Raw genomic sequence first — 16,900 nt, 5'->3', positions numbered from 1 at the left:
GGCCAATCCTCTGAAACACCACCTCTTCCTGATTCAGGCCGAGGCGTGTCGTCTTTTGTTTCGATACGTTCCGGCCAGGGTTTATTTGGTGTGTCCATTTCCGGGAATTGCGGCTGGATTCGCCTTTCGGGGCGGGGATCGGCTAGAGTTTGGAACGTCGGACGGGGCGTCAAGCCGCAGAAGACGCCAGCGAGTTGGATGAACGAAGCGCCGGAAACGGTGCGGAAAACATCTGGTAAGCTGGGAACACGAAAGAACGAAGCGCCCGGAGGGCCGGTGTGAAAGCCGCCTGAAGGAAGTGTCCGTTCCTTGAGAACTCAACAGCGTGCCAAAAGTCAACGCCAGATATGTTGACATCCCCGGCCTCGGACTTGTTTCGGGGTTGGAGATTCCTTTTGAAGTAAAACACTAGCGAGGACGCAGTGCGCGGGATCACCCTATTCCGGTGGTTGCCGTGCCGCTCAACGCGGGTGTCGACCGGATTACCGGTAAACATTCACGGAGAGTTTGATCCTGGCTCAGGACGAACGCTGGCGGCGTGCTTAACACATGCAAGTCGAACGGTGAAGCCCTTCGGGGTGGATCAGTGGCGAACGGGTGAGTAACACGTGGGCAATCTGCCCTGCACTCTGGGACAAGCCCTGGAAACGGGGTCTAATACCGGATATGACCTTCCTCCGCATGGGGGTTGGTGTAAAGCTCCGGCGGTGCAGGATGAGCCCGCGGCCTATCAGCTTGTTGGTGGGGTAATGGCCTACCAAGGCGACGACGGGTAGCCGGCCTGAGAGGGCGACCGGCCACACTGGGACTGAGACACGGCCCAGACTCCTACGGGAGGCAGCAGTGGGGAATATTGCACAATGGGCGAAAGCCTGATGCAGCGACGCCGCGTGAGGGATGACGGCCTTCGGGTTGTAAACCTCTTTCAGCAGGGAAGAAGCGCAAGTGACGGTACCTGCAGAAGAAGCACCGGCTAACTACGTGCCAGCAGCCGCGGTAATACGTAGGGTGCGAGCGTTGTCCGGAATTATTGGGCGTAAAGAGCTCGTAGGCGGCCTGTCGCGTCGGATGTGAAAGCCCGGGGCTTAACCCCGGGTCTGCATTCGATACGGGCAGGCTAGAGTGTGGTAGGGGAGATCGGAATTCCTGGTGTAGCGGTGAAATGCGCAGATATCAGGAGGAACACCGGTGGCGAAGGCGGATCTCTGGGCCATTACTGACGCTGAGGAGCGAAAGCGTGGGGAGCGAACAGGATTAGATACCCTGGTAGTCCACGCCGTAAACGTTGGGAACTAGGTGTTGGCGACATTCCACGTCGTCGGTGCCGCAGCTAACGCATTAAGTTCCCCGCCTGGGGAGTACGGCCGCAAGGCTAAAACTCAAAGGAATTGACGGGGGCCCGCACAAGCAGCGGAGCATGTGGCTTAATTCGACGCAACGCGAAGAACCTTACCAAGGCTTGACATATGCCGGAAACATCCAGAGATGGGTGCCCCCTTGTGGTCGGTATACAGGTGGTGCATGGTTGTCGTCAGCTCGTGTCGTGAGATGTTGGGTTAAGTCCCGCAACGAGCGCAACCCTTGTTCTGTGTTGCCAGCATGCCTTTCGGGGTGATGGGGACTCACAGGAGACTGCCGGGGTCAACTCGGAGGAAGGTGGGGACGACGTCAAATCATCATGCCCCTTATGTCTTGGGCTGCACACGTGCTACAATGGTCGGTACAAAGGGCTGCGATGCCGCGAGGCGGAGCGAATCCCAAAAAGCCGGCCTCAGTTCGGATTGGGGTCTGCAACTCGACCCCATGAAGTTGGAGTTGCTAGTAATCGCAGATCAGCATGCTGCGGTGAATACGTTCCCGGGCCTTGTACACACCGCCCGTCACGTCACGAAAGTCGGTAACACCCGAAGCCGGTGGCCTAACCCGTAAGGGGAGGAGCCGTCGAAGGTGGGACCAGCGATTGGGACGAAGTCGTAACAAGGTAGCCGTACCGGAAGGTGCGGCTGGATCACCTCCTTTCTAAGGAGCACATAGCCGCTTGCAGGCGAATGTCCTGCACGGTTGCTCATGGGTGGAACGTTGACTATTCGGCACAGGAAGAGACCAGGGGCTAGTACTGCTTCGGCGTGGAACGCGTTCTGGGATTGACTGTGTCGGGCACGTTGTTGGGTCCTGAGGGAACGGCCGTATGGTCGTTGCTTCAGTGATGCCGGTCCCATGCGAGGCGGTCTTCGGGTCGTTGAGTGTGGGTGTCTGGTCGTTGTTTGAGAACTGCACAGTGGACGCGAGCATCTGTGGCCAAGTTTTTAAGGGCGCACGGTGGATGCCTTGGCACCAGGAACCGATGAAGGACGTGGGAGGCCACGATAGTCCCCGGGGAGCCGTCAACCAGGCTTTGATCCGGGGGTTTCCGAATGGGGAAACCCGGCAGTCGTCATGGGCTGTCACCCATACCTGAACACATAGGGTATGTGGAGGGAACGCGGGGAAGTGAAACATCTCAGTACCCGCAGGAAGAGAAAACAACCGTGATTCCGGGAGTAGTGGCGAGCGAAACCGGATGAGGCTAAACCGTATTGGTGTGAGACCCGGCAGGGGTTGCCGATACGGGGTCGTGGGATTTTTCTTGACCGGTCTGCCGGCCGGTCGGCGAGTCAGAAACCGTATGGATAGTCGAAGGACATGCGAAAGGTCCGGCGTAGAGGGTAAGACCCCCGTAGGCGAAATCTGTACGGCTCGTTTGAAGAACTCCCAAGTAGCACGGGGCCCGAGAAATCCCGTGTGAATCTGGCGGGACCACCCGCTAAGCCTAAATATTCCCTGGTGACCGATAGCGGATAGTACCGTGAGGGAATGGTGAAAAGTACCGCGGGAGCGGAGTGAAATAGTACCTGAAACCGTGTGCCTACAAGCCGTGGGAGCGTCGTTCATCAGCTTGCTGGTGGGCCGTGACTGCGTGCCTTTTGAAGAATGAGCCTGCGAGTTTGCGGTGTGTAGCGAGGTTAACCCGTGTGGGGTAGCCGTAGCGAAAGCGAGTCCGAATAGGGCGGTTGAGTTGCATGCCCAAGACCCGAAGCGGAGTGATCTAGCCATGGGCAGGTTGAAGCGGAGGTAAGACTTCGTGGAGGACCGAACCCACCAGGGTTGAAAACCTGGGGGATGACCTGTGGTTAGGGGTGAAAGGCCAATCAAACTCCGTGATAGCTGGTTCTCCCCGAAATGCATTTAGGTGCAGCGTCACGTGTTTCTTGCCGGAGGTAGAGCACTGGATAGGCGATGGGCCTCACCGGGTTACTGACCTTAGCCAAACTCCGAATGCCGGTAAGTGAGAGCGTGGCAGTGAGACTGTGGGGGATAAGCTCCATGGTCGAGAGGGAAACAGCCCAGAACACCGACTAAGGTCCCTAAGCGTGTGCTAAGTGGGAAAGGATGTGGAGTCGCAGAGACAACCAGGAGGTTGGCTTAGAAGCAGCCACCCTTGAAAGAGTGCGTAATAGCTCACTGGTCAAGTGATTCCGCGCCGACAATGTAGCGGGGCTCAAGCACATCACCGAAGTCGTGTCATTGCAGCATATAGGGCCAACGCCTGCTGTGATGGGTAGGGGAGCGTCGTGTGCCGGGTGAAGCGGCGGTGGAAACCAGTCGTGGACGGTACACGAGTGAGAATGCAGGCATGAGTAGCGATACAAGAGTGAGAAACTCTTGCGCCGATTGACCAAGGGTTCCTGGGTCAAGCTGATCTGCCCAGGGTAAGTCGGGACCTAAGGCGAGGCCGACAGGCGTAGTCGATGGACAACGGGTTGATATTCCCGTACCCGCTTTGAAGCGCCAACGCTGAACCAGGTGATGCTAAAGCCGTGAAGCCGGCCCGGAGTCTTCGGACAAAGGGACGTGGTGGAGCCGCTGAACCAAGTCTGTATTAGGTGAGCGATGGGGTGACGCAGGAAGGTAGTCCAGCCCGGGCGGTGGTTGTCCCGGGGTAAGGGTGTAGGCCGAGTGATAGGCAAATCCGTCACTCATTAAGGCTGAGACCTGATGCCGAGCCGATTGTGGTGAAGTGGATGATCCTATGCTGTCGAGAAAAGCCTCTAGCGAGTTTCATGGCGGCCCGTACCCCAAACCGACTCAGGTGGTCAGGTAGAGAATACCGAGGCGTTCGGGTGAACTATGGTTAAGGAACTCGGCAAAATGCCCCCGTAACTTCGGGAGAAGGGGGGCCATTCCTGGTGACGGCACTTGCTGCCAGAGCTGGGGGTGGCCGCAGAGACCAGCGAGAAGCGACTGTTTACTAAAAACACAGGTCCGTGCGAAGCCGTAAGGCGATGTATACGGACTGACGCCTGCCCGGTGCTGGAACGTTAAGGGGACCGGTTAGCTTGGATTCGTCCAGGCGAAGCTGAGAACTTAAGCGCCAGTAAACGGCGGTGGTAACTATAACCATCCTAAGGTAGCGAAATTCCTTGTCGGGTAAGTTCCGACCTGCACGAATGGCGTAACGACTTCTCGACTGTCTCAACCATAGGCCCGGTGAAATTGCATTACGAGTAAAGATGCTCGTTTCGCGCAGCAGGACGGAAAGACCCCGGGACCTTTACTATAGCTTGATATTGGTGTTCGGTTCGGCTTGTGTAGGATAGGTGGGAGACTTTGAAGCAGCAACGCCAGTTGTTGTGGAGTCGTCGTTGAAATACCACTCTGGTCGTGCTGGATGTCTAACCTGGGTCCGTGATCCGGATCAGGGACAGTGTCTGGTGGGTAGTTTAACTGGGGCGGTTGCCTCCTAAAGAGTAACGGAGGCGCCCAAAGGTTCCCTCAGCCTGGTTGGCAATCAGGTGTTGAGTGTAAGTGCACAAGGGAGCTTGACTGTGAGACTGACGGGTCGAGCAGGGACGAAAGTCGGGACTAGTGATCCGGCGGTGGCTTGTGGAAGCGCCGTCGCTCAACGGATAAAAGGTACCCCGGGGATAACAGGCTGATCTTCCCCAAGAGTCCATATCGACGGGATGGTTTGGCACCTCGATGTCGGCTCGTCGCATCCTGGGGCTGGAGTAGGTCCCAAGGGTTGGGCTGTTCGCCCATTAAAGCGGTACGCGAGCTGGGTTTAGAACGTCGTGAGACAGTTCGGTCCCTATCCGCTGTGCGCGTAGGAGTGTTGAGAAGGGCTGTCCCTAGTACGAGAGGACCGGGACGGACGAACCTCTGGTGTGCCAGTTGTCCTGCCAAGGGCATGGCTGGTTGGCTACGTTCGGGAGGGATAACCGCTGAAAGCATCTAAGCGGGAAGCCTGCTTCGAGATGAGCACTCCCACCTCCTTGAGAGGGTAAGGCTCCCAGTAGACGACTGGGTTGATAGGCCGGATATGGAAGCCCTGTAAGGGGTGGAGTTGACCGGTACTAATAGGCCGAGGGCTTGTCCTCAGTTGCTCGCGTCCACTGTGTTGTTCTGAAACAACGACCCCCACATCAGGTCACGGTGTGGGTGCGGTTGACAGTTTCATAGTGTTTCGGTGGTCATAGCGTGAGGGAAACGCCCGGTTACATTCCGAACCCGGAAGCTAAGCCTCACAGCGCCGATGGTACTGCAGGGGGGACCCTGTGGGAGAGTAGGACGCCGCCGAACAATCATTCACAAAGAACCCCCGTCCGGGATCCGGACGGGGGTTCTTTGCATTTCCGGGAAGACCCGGGGAAAGCGGCGTCACCCGGGGGTGGACCTAGCACCACCTCGGAATCGGGGTAGGACGGCCAGTGCCCGGCCGGCTCCCGCAGGGAACACTTGACCAGGCGGGTCCGAACAGGGCCGGCCGCATCAGGACCAGCACCAGCACCAGCATTCAGGAGCCACCCGTGACAGCAGAGAGTCGATTCAGCGGCGGCACCGTGCGCGCCCAGGCCGAGACTGCGCTGGCGTCGGGCGGCCGCGGACTCGCACGGCTGTCGCTGCTCGTCCTGGGGACGGTGCCGGTCGTGGTCCTGCCGGTCCTGGGGGCGTTGTTCTCGGGCGCCACCGTCGCCTGGCTCATGGAGTACTACTACCCGGCGGCCCTCTTCGCGCTGGTGGCCGGGACCACCACGGGGGCGGTGGTGGCCGGGTTCTTCGTGCGCCGGTTCGCCGCCCGGACACGGGCCCAGGTCCTCCGCTGGTACGGGACGCGGCTGCCCGTCGAGTACAGCCCCCGGCCGGCGCTGGAGGCGGACGAGCGCGGTCACTGGTGGACGGGGTACTCGTACCACCGGTCGCGTGCCGTGGCGGGTCTCGCGCAGCTGCTGCACTGGTCGGCGCGGGACCGGGCGACCCGTGCGGAGCTGCTCTGGCTGCTGGTCGGTCCGCTCGCGGTGGTGTCCCTCGCCGCCGTGGTGTTCGGGCTGGCCGCGGGCGGGGCGGTGTACCTGGGGTCCGCGGTGCAGGACTACCGGCAGTACGGGCCGGTCCCGAGCGGCTCGGCGCTGGGTGCCGTCGTGCTGGGGGCGGCGCTGGTCGGCCTCGCGGTGGTCGCGGCGCCGTACGCGGTGCGCGGCTACGCGGAGTTGGCGCGCCGGGTGCTGGACCAGGACGGCCGGGCCTCGCACGCCCAGCTGACCAAGCGGGTGGCGGAGCTGACCGAGACCCGGGCGGACGCGGTCGGCAACCAGGCGGCCGAGCTGCGGCGGATCGAGCGGGACCTGCACGACGGCGCCCAGGCGCGGTTGGTGGCGATCGGGATGACGCTGGGCACGATCGAGCACCTGATGGAGACCGACCCGACGGCGGCGCGGGAGCTCCTCTCGGAGGCCCGGCAGTCCTCGGCCCGGGCGTTGCAGGAGCTGCGCGACCTGGTCCGCGGCATCCACCCGCCGGTGCTGGCCGAGCGCGGCCTGGGCGACGCGGTCCGTGCGCTGGCATTGGACTCCGCCCTGCCGACCGAGGTGTTCGTGAGCCTGCCGGACCGCCTGGCGGCACCGGTCGAGGCGACGGCGTACTTCAGCGTCTGCGAGCTGCTGGCCAACGCGGCCAAGCACTCGGGCGCGGAGCAGGTGTGGGTGGACATCATGTACCGGGCCGGACGGCTCCGGGTGACGGTGACGGACGACGGGGTCGGTGTGGCGGACCCGGCCCGGGGGACCGGGCTGCGCGGGATCGAGCGCCGATTGGGTACCTTCGACGGTGTCCTCGCCATCGACAGTACGTCGGGCGGTCCGACCACCATCACCTTGGAGTTGCCGTGCGAGTTGTCCTCGCCGAGGACCTCTACCTCCTTCGCGAAGGCCTGATCCGGCTGCTGGAAGCGCACGGCTTCACGATCGCGGCCGCCGTCGAGACCGGCCCGGAGCTGGTGGACGCCCTGCTGACGCACCGGCCGGACGTCGCGGTGGTCGACGTCCGGCTGCCGCCGACGCTCACCGACGAGGGGTTGCAGGCGGCGCTCCAGGCCCGCCGGGAGATCCCGGGCCTGCCGGTGCTGGTGCTGTCGCAGCACGTCCAGCAGCTGTACGCGCGGGAGTTGCTGGCGGACGGCACCGGCGGGATCGGCTACCTGCTGAAGGACCGGGTGTTCAACGCCGACCAGTTCATCGACGCGGTCCGGCGGGTGGCGGCCGGCGGGACGGCGATGGACCCGGACGTCATCGCCAAGCTGATGCAGAGCACCTCCCGGCGCCCGGGACCGCTCCAGCGGCTCTCGCCGCGCGAGCGGGAGGTGCTGGAGCTGATGGCGGAGGGCTGTTCCAACTCCGCCATCGCGGCGCGGCTGGTGGTGAGCGACGGTGCGGTGGCGAAGCACATCGCCAACATCTTCACCAAGCTGGAGCTGGCCCCGGCCGAGGACGCCAACCGCCGGGTGATGGCGGTGCTCGCCTACCTCAACGGCACGGCGGAGCGGACCGGCTGACACCCCGCCCGGTCCCCGGGCGGGTGCGGGTGGTGACACTCCGGGCTGCGGAAACGCTGAAACAGGCGTACGAGTAAACTCCGGTGGGCCGAGCCCGGAGGCCGCCGAGCAGTCCGGCGCCCCGACAAGCGGGAACCGGCAGCGACAAGCGGGAACCGGCAGCCGGGGCAGCGTACGGCCGCAGCCGACATCCAGGGGTTGATAGACGTAATGGCACGCCCATCGCTCACCAAGGCCCACCGGGGCCTCCTCGGCCTGGTCGCGGCCGGGGCCTGCCTGATCTCCGGCATCGGCTTCGCGGGCTCGTACAACGCGGTGCGGGAACTGGCCGCGGAGAAGGGCTTCGGCACCTTCTCCTACGCCTTCCCGATCGGCGTGGACGCCGGCATCGTGGTGCTGCTCGCACTGGACCTGGTGCTGACCTGGCTGCGCATACCGTTCCCGCTGCTGCGGCAGACCGCCTGGCTGCTGACCGTCGCCACCATCGCCTTCAACGCCGCCGCCTCCTGGGGCGACCCGCTCGGCATGGGCATGCACGCGGTCATCCCGGTGCTGTTCGTCGTCGTGGTCGAGGCGTCCCGGCACGCCGTCGGCCGGATCGCCGCGATCACCGTGGACCGGCACATGGAGTCGGTCCGGATGATGCGCTGGCTGCTCTCCCCGGTGCCGACCTTCCGGCTCTGGCGGCGGATGAAGCTCTGGGAGCTGCGTTCGTACGACGAGGTCGTGCGGCTGGAGCAGAACCGGCTGGTCTACCGGGCGCAGCTGCGCTTCCGGTACGGGCGCGGCTGGCGCCGCTCGGCGCCGATCCAGGCGCTGCTGCCGCTCAAGCTGGCGAAGTACGGGGTGCCGCTCGATCCGTCGGTGCTCGACCGGCTGGACGAGGAGGCCCGGGCGGCCCAGGAGGTCAAGGAAGCCCCGGAGGTCCGGGCGGCCCAGGAAGTCCGGGAGGTGCAGGAGGGGCGTGCGGCGGGCGCGCTCGCGCCGGCGGGCGTCCAGGGAGCGCAGGGCGCGCCCGGTGGGCCGCAGGCACACGCGCAGACCGGCCCCGCCGACCCCCAGGCGGGCCCGCAGGTCCCGGTACCGGCGGTGCCGCGGCCGCAGGTCCACGTCCAGCACCCGGCGCAGGCCGCGGCGCCCGGACCGCAGGGGGAGCCCCGGGAGGACGGCCAGGCCCGGCCCCCGGCCGAGGCCGAGGCGGCCCCGGCCGGGGTGGCGCCGCTGCCCGCCGACGTGGCCGCGCCGATGCTGGCCAAGCTCGCGGCGGTGCGGCTGAGGGCGGCTCAGGAGCCGTCGGGCGAGGAGCAGCAGACTCCGCTGCCGCCCCAGGAGGAGCTGAACGTCTGGACCGAGCGCGCGGTGCGGACCACCGGCCACCAGGACGACGGGGCGCCGGGCGGCCGGGTGCCCGGCCAGGCCTCGCCGTGGTTCAAGCCCCCGCGCCCGACGGAGTCCGAGGTGCAGCCGGTCGCGCAACCGGGGCCGCCGGCGGCGGCCGCCGTCCAGGGCGGGCCGGCCGCGGCGCCGTACGCCGGACCGGCCGGGAGCCCCGGGCGGACCGGGGACGTCGAGCAGGCCGGGCACGCGGAGCAGGCCGCGTACGTCGAGTACGCGGAGGAGGCGGCGGAGCCGGGGTACCCGCAGGGGCCCGGCTTCGAGGCGGCGCCGGAGTTCCCGGAGGCGCCGGGCTTCTCCGAGCCGGACTTCGCAGAGCCGGAGTTCCCCGGGGGCGGCGGGCGCTCGGAGCGTCCGATCGGCCCCGCGCCGCGTCCGGCCTCGTACCGGCTGGACCCCGAGGTCGCGTACGAGGCGCTGGTCAGCTACATCGACACCTTCGACGACCAGCCCGACCCGCAGCGGCTCGCCGACTGGCTGACCAAGGAGTACGGGGTGACCGGCAGCCGTTCGGACGGTGCGGTGCACCCGAAGGAGGTGGCCGAGCTCTTCCCCGAGCTCCGCAACCGCTACGTGGCCTCGGGGCGGGACTGACCCCGCCGTCCGGCGCCCGGGAGGAGCCCCCGGCGCCCGTCCGCCGCTCGGTCGGTCATTGACGCCCGACCCCGGCCGGTCTACCTTCGCCTCAACAAACTGTTGAAGCGCTGGCCCGGCACGGGCCCCGCGCGCACGCCGGCGTGAGGAGTACGGATGTCGCAGGTCGAGGTGGGCGCTGCCGGGCCGACGGGCGGAGCCGGGTTCTCCGCCGCCGCCCGCGCCGCAGTGGACGCGCTGCTCGCGCCGGTCGACGCCGACCTGGCCCGCCGCTACCCGGGGGACCCGGGCACCCGTCAGCCCGTCCACACCGTCTACGTCCCGGCCGACGCCTTCACCGCCGACACCGTGCGGACGTGGGGCCGCCGGGCCCTGGAGGCGTTCGACACCCACGCCGGGACCCCGGCCGAGCTGGCCCGCGCCCTCGGCCTGGCGGACGACGCGCTGCTCGCCGACGTGCACGCCCGGGTCCGGGCCAAGCTGGAACGCGAACCGGTCGAGGACCTGCGGATCGACTTCGAGGACGGCTACGGGGCCCGCCCCGACGCCGAGGAGGACGCCGCCGCCGTCCGCGCGGCCGAGCTGGTCGCCGCGGCGGTGGCGGACGGCACCGCCCCGCCGTACGTCGGCGTCCGGACCAAGTGCATGGAGGCGGCGGTCCGCGACCGGGGCATCCGCACGCTGGAGCTCTTCCTCACCACCCTGCTCGCCCACGGCGGTCTGCCCGCCGGGCTGGTGCTGACCCTGCCCAAGGTGACCTACGCCGAGCAGGTCACCGCGCTGGTCCGGCTGCTGGCCGACTTCGAGCGCGCCGCCGGGCTGCCGTCCGGGCGGATCGGCTTCGAGATCCAGATCGAGACCACCCAGGCGATCCTCGGACCGGACGGCCGGGCCACCGTCGCCCGGATGATCGAGGCGGCCGAGGGCCGGGCCACCGGTCTGCACTACGGGACCTTCGACTACAGCGCCTCCTGCGGGGTCGGCGCCGCGTACCAGAGCATGGACCACCCGGTCGCCGACCACGCCAAGGCGGTGATGCAGGTGGCCGCCGCCGGCACCGGGGTCCGGCTCTCGGACGGCTCGACCAACGTGATCCCGACCGGTTCCACCGCGCAGGTGCACGCCGCCTGGAAGCTCCACCACGACCTGGTCCGCCGCTCGCTGGCCCGGGCCTACTACCAGGGCTGGGACATGCACCCGGCCCACCTGCCGACCCGCTACGTCGCGGTCTACTCCTTCTACCGCGAGGGACTGGCGGCCGCGGGCGCCCGGCTGGCCGCCTACGTCGCCGAGGCGGGCGGCGACGTGATGGACGAGCCGGCCACCGCCCGGGCGCTCAGCGGCTACGTGCTGCGCGGGCTGGACTGCGGAGCGGTCGACCCCGCCGAGGCCGCCGCGGCGACCGGCCTGGACCGGGCCCGGCTGGAGGCGCTGGCCGGGCGCTGACCGGGGCCGGGGCCGGGGCCCGCCGCCCCGGCCCCGGCGGCGCTCCGGTGCCCCGCCGGCCGGGGTTAGGCTGGCGGGGCCGCCCGGGCCGCGCGTCCGGGGCGCCCCGCCCGCTCAGCCGTCCTCCGGGAGAACCGCCTCACCATGCCCGCCACGCCGGAGCCGACCCCCAGGCAGTACCTCACCGTCCGGGCCGCGGGCAGTCACGAGACCGAGATCAAGAAGTCGCGGTTCATCTGCCACCTCGCCCGGGTCGCCGACGAGGAGGAGGCCCAGGCGTTCATCGCGGGCATCCGCAAGCAGTACTGGGACGCCCGGCACAACTGCACCGCGTTCGTGGTCGGGGAGGACCAGCGCCGCGAGCGGTCCAGCGACGACGGCGAGCCCGGCGGGACGGCCGGCGTGCCGATGCTGGAGGTGCTGCGCCGGCGCGGGGTGACCGACACGGTGGCCGTGGTGACCAGGTACTTCGGCGGGATCAAGCTGGGCGCCGGCGGCCTGGTTCGGGCGTACGGCAGCGCGGTGTCGGAGGCCCTGGACGAGGTCGGGCTGCTGGAGCGGCGGCCGGTGGCGCTGCTGGCGGTGACGGCCGGGCACACCCGGGCCGGGCGGGTGGAGAACGACCTGCGGGCGGCCGGGTACACGGTGAGCGGCCTCGGCTACGAGGCGGCCGGGGTGCGGATCGAGGTGGGGGTGCCGGAACCGGAGGTCGCGGCGTTCCACACCTGGCTGGCGGAGGCGACCGGCGGCACGGCGGTCGCGGTGGCGGCGGGCCGTACGTTCGTCGAGGTGCCGGTCTGAGGCGGTGCCGCACGGGGCCGGCGAGGCCGGTGCCGCACGGGCCGGAGGTCCGTCGGACGGGGGCCGGGCGGCGTAGCGGTTCCGGACAGGTTTTCGGACAGATCCGGGTCGGCCGGTTTCGGGTCTGGCGTGCCCTGCCTAGCCTGGTCGGATCCGCCGACCAGGGAGCCGAGGCCGCGATGCCCGTCGTCCAGACCATCACGCTGGCGCCGGGGGCCGGCACGGGCTGGCACTACCATCCCGGCCGGGTCGACGTCGTGGTGCTCTCGGGGACGCTCACCCGGACCCTGCACGACGGCCGCGTCGAGGTCAGCCGCGCCGGGGACTCGCTGGTCGAACTGGCCGGACCGGTGCACGTCCACGTCGGCCACAACCACGGGACCGTCCCGGTCGTCCTGGTCGCCAGTTACGAGGCCCCGGAGGGGTGCCCGCTGGCCGTGCCGGTCCCGGAGCCGGAGTGGAGCCGCAGCGGCGCCGAGCACGGCGGGGACTGAGCCCGGACGCCCGACCGGAGCCGCCGCCGGCCGTGGAGCAGATCGCCGCGGCGCGCGCAGGGCGGCTTGAGTAGATTCACTCGAACGTATTGACGTGGCCCGGAGTCGGAACTTCCGCTCCGGGCCATGGCGTTTCCTGGGCAAGGTCCGGCGAACCGGACCAATGACCCATCGATGGAGGACACCGGACCCCACCCCCGCACCACGGAGGTACGCGCATGACCTCGGACCGCTCCCCGTCGTCGCCCGCCCATGCCGGTCCGTCCGGCTCCAGAGGCTCCGCGACGCCCTACCGGATGACCGTCACCACCGCGCTCCCGCACGCCGACGCCGTCGCGTTGGCCGACCGGCACCTCGCCGACTGGCTGAAGCAGGAGGGGTTCGAGGAACCCCCGCCCGTCGGAGCACCGCCTCTCGCAGCCGTATCCGTCCACGCGGCCGCCCCCGCACCCCCGGCCGCCGGGCCCGCCGCGCCCGTATCCGTATCCACACCCGCACCGCCGGCCGAGCGGCTCCGGCTCGGCGACCGTGTCCTGCTCGACCGGGACGGCGGCCCGCTCCGCGCCGGACTCCCGCGCACCGCCGGGACCGCGTCCGCGGAGGGCCGTCCCCCGGCCGCCGGCCGCTACGACCGCCGCCGGCTCCGCACCCCGGCCCCGCACGGGACCGCCCAGCTCACCGTCACCGTCGCGACCGGGCCCGCCGGCCCGACCTGGGTCCGGCTGGAGGCCGAGACGCACACCACCGACAGCGGCGTGCGGACGCCCGGCCGGGTGCCGGTGCCCGAGCCCGTCCGCACCCTGCTGCCGCTGCTCGACGCCGCGGACGGGCCGGTCGCCGTCCAGACCGCGCCGCGCGTGCTCGGCGCCGCCGGGGTCGACGAGCTGATCGACGAACTGTGCGACCCCGACCGCCGGATGCCCGTCGTGGTGGCGAGCGTCCCGGCCGGCCACTCCGTCGGCCCGTGGCTTGAGGAGGTGGTGGGCCCGCTCTGCGACCAGCTGCCGGGCCTCGCCACGGCCTACGTCCTCGACCCGGGAGCCCGGACCCGCTTCAACGTCGCGCTGGAGCACCACACCGTCTACGGCGGCGCGGTGCGCACCTACCTGCCCGAGGTGGACCCGGCCTCCCGGTTCGACGGTGCCCGGCACCCCGTGCTGGCCCGGCGCCGGATCGAGGAGGACCTCCGCCGGGCCGCCGGGCTGCTGGCCCGCGAGCCGCGCCGGATCGCGGCCGAACTCCCGCTGCCGCCCGTGCTGGCCGCCGTCCCGGTGCTCAGGGTGGTCCCGCCCCGGCCCCGGTCCCCGCTCGCGGTGCCGGAGCCGCTCGGCGCCCCGGCCGGGGTCCCGAACGCCGCGCCGGCCGCAGCCTGCCCGGACGCGTCGGCGCCGACTGGGCCGACAGCGCCGACAGCACCGGCCGAGTCGACCGAGTCGGCGGCGCTCACCCGGGAGGAACGGCAGGACCTCGCCGAGCAGCAGGCCCGGGCGGACGAACTGGAGCGGGTCCGGCACAGCCTGCGCCGTGAGCGCCGCCGGGCGTCCTCCGGCCGCCTCTGCACCCTGCCCGGTGCCGCGTCCGGACCGGCGCAGGCGGCCGCGCACAGCGGTCCGTCCTCGTCGCGCGGACGTTCGCTGTCCGCGCCGGCCGGGCGCCGCCCGGGCCGCCGGGCCGGTCCGTCCGGGGCCCCCGCCACCTTCACCGAACTGATGACCCGGCTGGGCGAGTTCCCGCTGCTCACCTTCACCGGCGACCAGAAGGCCGCGCTCGCCCTGGACGAGCTGCGCTGCGCCGGCACCGGCTGGGCCAGGCTCACCTGGGACGGCCTGACGGCGCTCCAGGAGTACGCCGAGGCGGCCGTGCACGGCCGCGCCGGCGGCGACTTCAAGCAGTGGTGCGAGCGCACCCCCGCCGGCTGCCACCGCTTCCCGCCCCGCAAGGCGGTGCGCGGCGAGTCCCGGACGGTGTTCAGCCACACCAAGTGGAAGCGCGAGCGGATGCTGCCGGTGCCCGAGTGCGTGGACGCCTCCCGGCGCGCGTTCATGGGCGCCCACCTGCGGATCGGCGGCGGCCGCACCGCGCCCAGGCTGCACTACCTCGACGACTGCTCGGGCAGTGGCCGGATCTATGTCGGCTACATCGGCCTCCACCTGACCAACACCCGCACCAACTGAGAGGCTTTGCTGACCGGTGCGTCCGTTCGGTGGACAATGTCCGGCAGGGGCGGACCCCGGGGTCGCCGGCCGCCCCGGGCAGGCGCCGGACGAGCATGGGGGAACGACCACCGATGCAGTACTCAGCAGACGGCCAGTCCGACGGTGCGCTCACCGCCCCCCGACCGGGCTTCCTGGCCTCGGTCTTCCGCGACCTCGGGGTCGAGGAACCGGACGGGGACGGCCCCCAGGTCCACGCCGCCGGTGCGGCCGGGGCAGCCGGTGCGGGGCCGGACGGCACGCCGCCCGGCCCGGGCCCCGGCCGGGGGTCCGGGCCGGGACCCGACGGACCGTACGGCGCGGGCGGCGACGAGGCGGTCGCCGCCCACGCCCGGGCCGCCGCCCTGACCCACCACCGCACGCTCACCGTCCAGGCCGAGCACGACCGGCTGGCCGACCTGCTGCGGCGGGCCGCACTGCCCGTCTCGGCCATGGACTTCGAGAGCCAGCTGCGCCGCTACGAGCCGCGGCCCTACCCCTCGGGCGGCCCCTCGGCAGGACCGGGCGAGCAGGACCCGGAACCGCGCTGGGAGGACTACGCGCCCGCCGAACCGGCGGCCGCCGACCCGGACGGGGCCCCGTCCCGCCGACTGCTGGACTCCGGCTACCAGCGCGAACTGGCCCAGGCCCGCCTCACCCACCAGCGCGCGCTGCGCGTCTGGCGCACCCGGCGGTCCGAGGCCGGCAGCCCGGCCGCGGACCGCGAACGGCGCGCCCACGAGGAGGCCGAGCAGGCCCGGGCACGCGCGGTCCGCGAGTACAACGATTCGCTGGAGGAGTGCCGCCGGGCGTACCGGCTGGCCGAACCGGCCGCCGTCGAGTCGCTGCTGGAGCGTGCGCTCGCCGCCGCCGAGACCGCCACCCAGGACCTGCCCGCGCCGTGCCGCGCCGTCTACCGCCCGCTGACCCGGACCGCCGTGCTCGACCTCGACCTGCCGTCCCCCGACGTCGCGCCCTCGCTCGCCGGCTACCGGCTGGGCGCCGACGGCGAGATCCTCCCGGTGCCGCGCCCCCCGGCCGACCGGGCCGCCGACTACCTGCGGCTGGTCGCCAGGCTGGCACTGCGCGCGCTCCAGGCCGCCGACGCCGTCGACACCGACGAGATACTGGCCGGCGTCGTGCTCAACGGCTGGCTGCGCGAGCCGGGCACGGCCGAACCGCTCTGCCTGCTGAGCGTGGACGCCGACCGGGACGCCCTGGCCCGCACCAGGCTGCTGCCCCCCGCCGACCCCGACGAGGAGCCGGACGGCGAGGGCGTCTACGCGGACGCCGAACAGGACGAGGCCCTGGTCCGGCTGCGCGGGCTGGGCGCCGCCGTCACCCCCGACCCGTACGCCCGGGCGGGCGTCGAGCCGGCGGCCCTGGCGGCCGCCACCGTTCCGGCCGCGCCGGACCTCTCGGCCAACGAGTTCGCCCAGCTGGTCCGCGAACTGCTCACCCGCGGCGGGCTGGCGCAGTGGAGCGTCCGGCTGCGCGGCCAGGCCGGGCTGGTGGCCACCGGCGAAGGAGCGGCCGGCAGTGCCCTCCCCGGCCGTTGGGTGGTCTGGGCCTCCCGCGGCGCGGACGCGGTGGGGGCGGAGGAGATCCGGACACTGGCGGAGGCGGTCCGCGAGGAGTCGGCCGAGCGCGGGCTCCGACTGACCACCGGCCGGTTCACCGACGGTGCGCTCGACCTCACGGGCGAGGACGGGCACCGGCACATCCACCTCGTCGACGGCGAGGGCGTCCGCGAGCTGGCCCGCACCCACCTCGGCCTGCCGCTCGCCGCCGGCCGCTGACCGGCGCCCCCGCCCGCCGCCGGTCGGCGGCCGGTACGGCGGAACCGAGGACGGCGGAACCGAGGACGGCGGGCCACCGGTCCAGTACGGTGGTCGGCCCGGCGCCGGGCCCTGACCCGTGCGGGCGGCTCACCCTGACGGCCCGTACGGCGGGCGCCGCCCGGCGCGCCGCGTGAGGCTGGGGGCGCGGGCGTCCGGGTGACCGGGGGCCCGGCCGAGTGACGGCACCCGGCGCCGGGCGGGGTGCCGCGGAGCCGTCCGGCACCGGTCGGCGGCCGGCCCGGGGACGGGCGGGACACGGGGGAGAGGGAA

General features: G+C 70.2%; 8 protein-coding genes and 3 rRNA genes. All 11 read left to right on the top strand.

Annotated features, from left to right (window positions below):
• Positions 1 to 495 precede the first annotated feature (495 nt).
• A 16S ribosomal RNA gene (locus tag OG550_RS12885) occupies positions 496 to 2,019 on the top strand.
• Positions 2,020 to 2,296: 277 nt separating this feature from the next.
• Positions 2,297 to 5,417, top strand: a 23S ribosomal RNA gene (locus OG550_RS12880).
• 85 nt (positions 5,418 to 5,502) lie between these two features.
• Positions 5,503 to 5,619 (top strand): 5S ribosomal RNA (rrf, locus tag OG550_RS12875).
• The 16S, 23S and 5S rRNA genes sit together here, the layout of an rRNA operon.
• Positions 5,620 to 5,846: 227 nt before the next feature.
• Complete coding sequence (locus OG550_RS12870) at positions 5,847 to 7,250, top strand: sensor histidine kinase (RefSeq protein WP_327677078.1); 1,404 nt, start codon at positions 5,847 to 5,849, stop codon at positions 7,248 to 7,250.
• Entirely contained in the window at positions 7,202 to 7,867 is a 666-nt protein-coding gene (locus OG550_RS12865) for a response regulator transcription factor (RefSeq protein WP_327677076.1), read from the top strand. The genes OG550_RS12870 and OG550_RS12865 overlap by 49 nt, the downstream gene beginning before the upstream one ends.
• Positions 7,868 to 8,077: 210 nt before the next feature.
• Entirely contained in the window at positions 8,078 to 9,856 is a 1,779-nt protein-coding gene (locus OG550_RS12860; protein WP_327677073.1) for a DUF2637 domain-containing protein, read from the top strand.
• Between the two features lie 156 nt (positions 9,857 to 10,012).
• Positions 10,013 to 11,302: a DUF6986 family protein gene (locus OG550_RS12855; protein WP_327677071.1), complete on the top strand. Its 1,290-nt coding sequence runs from the start codon at positions 10,013 to 10,015 to the stop codon at positions 11,300 to 11,302.
• Between the two features lie 144 nt (positions 11,303 to 11,446).
• Positions 11,447 to 12,103, top strand: a complete 657-nt coding sequence (locus tag OG550_RS12850) for a YigZ family protein (protein WP_327677068.1) — start codon at positions 11,447 to 11,449, stop codon at positions 12,101 to 12,103.
• A gap of 179 nt (positions 12,104 to 12,282) precedes the next feature.
• Complete coding sequence (locus OG550_RS12845; RefSeq protein ID WP_327677066.1) at positions 12,283 to 12,597, top strand: cupin domain-containing protein; 315 nt, start codon at positions 12,283 to 12,285, stop codon at positions 12,595 to 12,597.
• A 218-nt stretch (positions 12,598 to 12,815) separates the two neighbouring features.
• Entirely contained in the window at positions 12,816 to 14,771 is a 1,956-nt protein-coding gene (locus OG550_RS12840) for a hypothetical protein (protein WP_327677064.1), read from the top strand.
• A gap of 113 nt (positions 14,772 to 14,884) precedes the next feature.
• Complete coding sequence (locus tag OG550_RS12835; RefSeq protein ID WP_327677061.1) at positions 14,885 to 16,588, top strand: restriction endonuclease; 1,704 nt, start codon at positions 14,885 to 14,887, stop codon at positions 16,586 to 16,588.
• Positions 16,589 to 16,900: the final 312 nt, after the last annotated feature.

Source organism: Kitasatospora sp. NBC_00458, assembly GCF_036013975.1.
GTDB lineage: Bacteria > Actinomycetota > Actinomycetes > Streptomycetales > Streptomycetaceae > Kitasatospora.
Note: the sequence above shows the minus strand (reverse complement) of the source record. Positions and strands in the feature narration are given on the sequence as shown.

Excerpts from the sequence above, each read along its gene's own strand:
- OG550_RS12860 (WP_327677073.1), top strand. The coding sequence starts at position 8,078 with ATGGCACGCCCATCGCTCACCAAGGCCCACCGGGGCCTCCTCGGCCTG.
- OG550_RS12855 (WP_327677071.1), top strand. The coding sequence starts at position 10,013 with ATGTCGCAGGTCGAGGTGGGCGCTGCCGGGCCGACGGGCGGAGCCGGG.
- OG550_RS12850 (WP_327677068.1), top strand. The coding sequence starts at position 11,447 with ATGCCCGCCACGCCGGAGCCGACCCCCAGGCAGTACCTCACCGTCCGG.
- OG550_RS12845 (WP_327677066.1), top strand. The coding sequence starts at position 12,283 with ATGCCCGTCGTCCAGACCATCACGCTGGCGCCGGGGGCCGGCACGGGC.
- OG550_RS12840 (WP_327677064.1), top strand. The coding sequence starts at position 12,816 with ATGACCTCGGACCGCTCCCCGTCGTCGCCCGCCCATGCCGGTCCGTCC.
- OG550_RS12835 (WP_327677061.1), top strand. The coding sequence starts at position 14,885 with ATGCAGTACTCAGCAGACGGCCAGTCCGACGGTGCGCTCACCGCCCCC.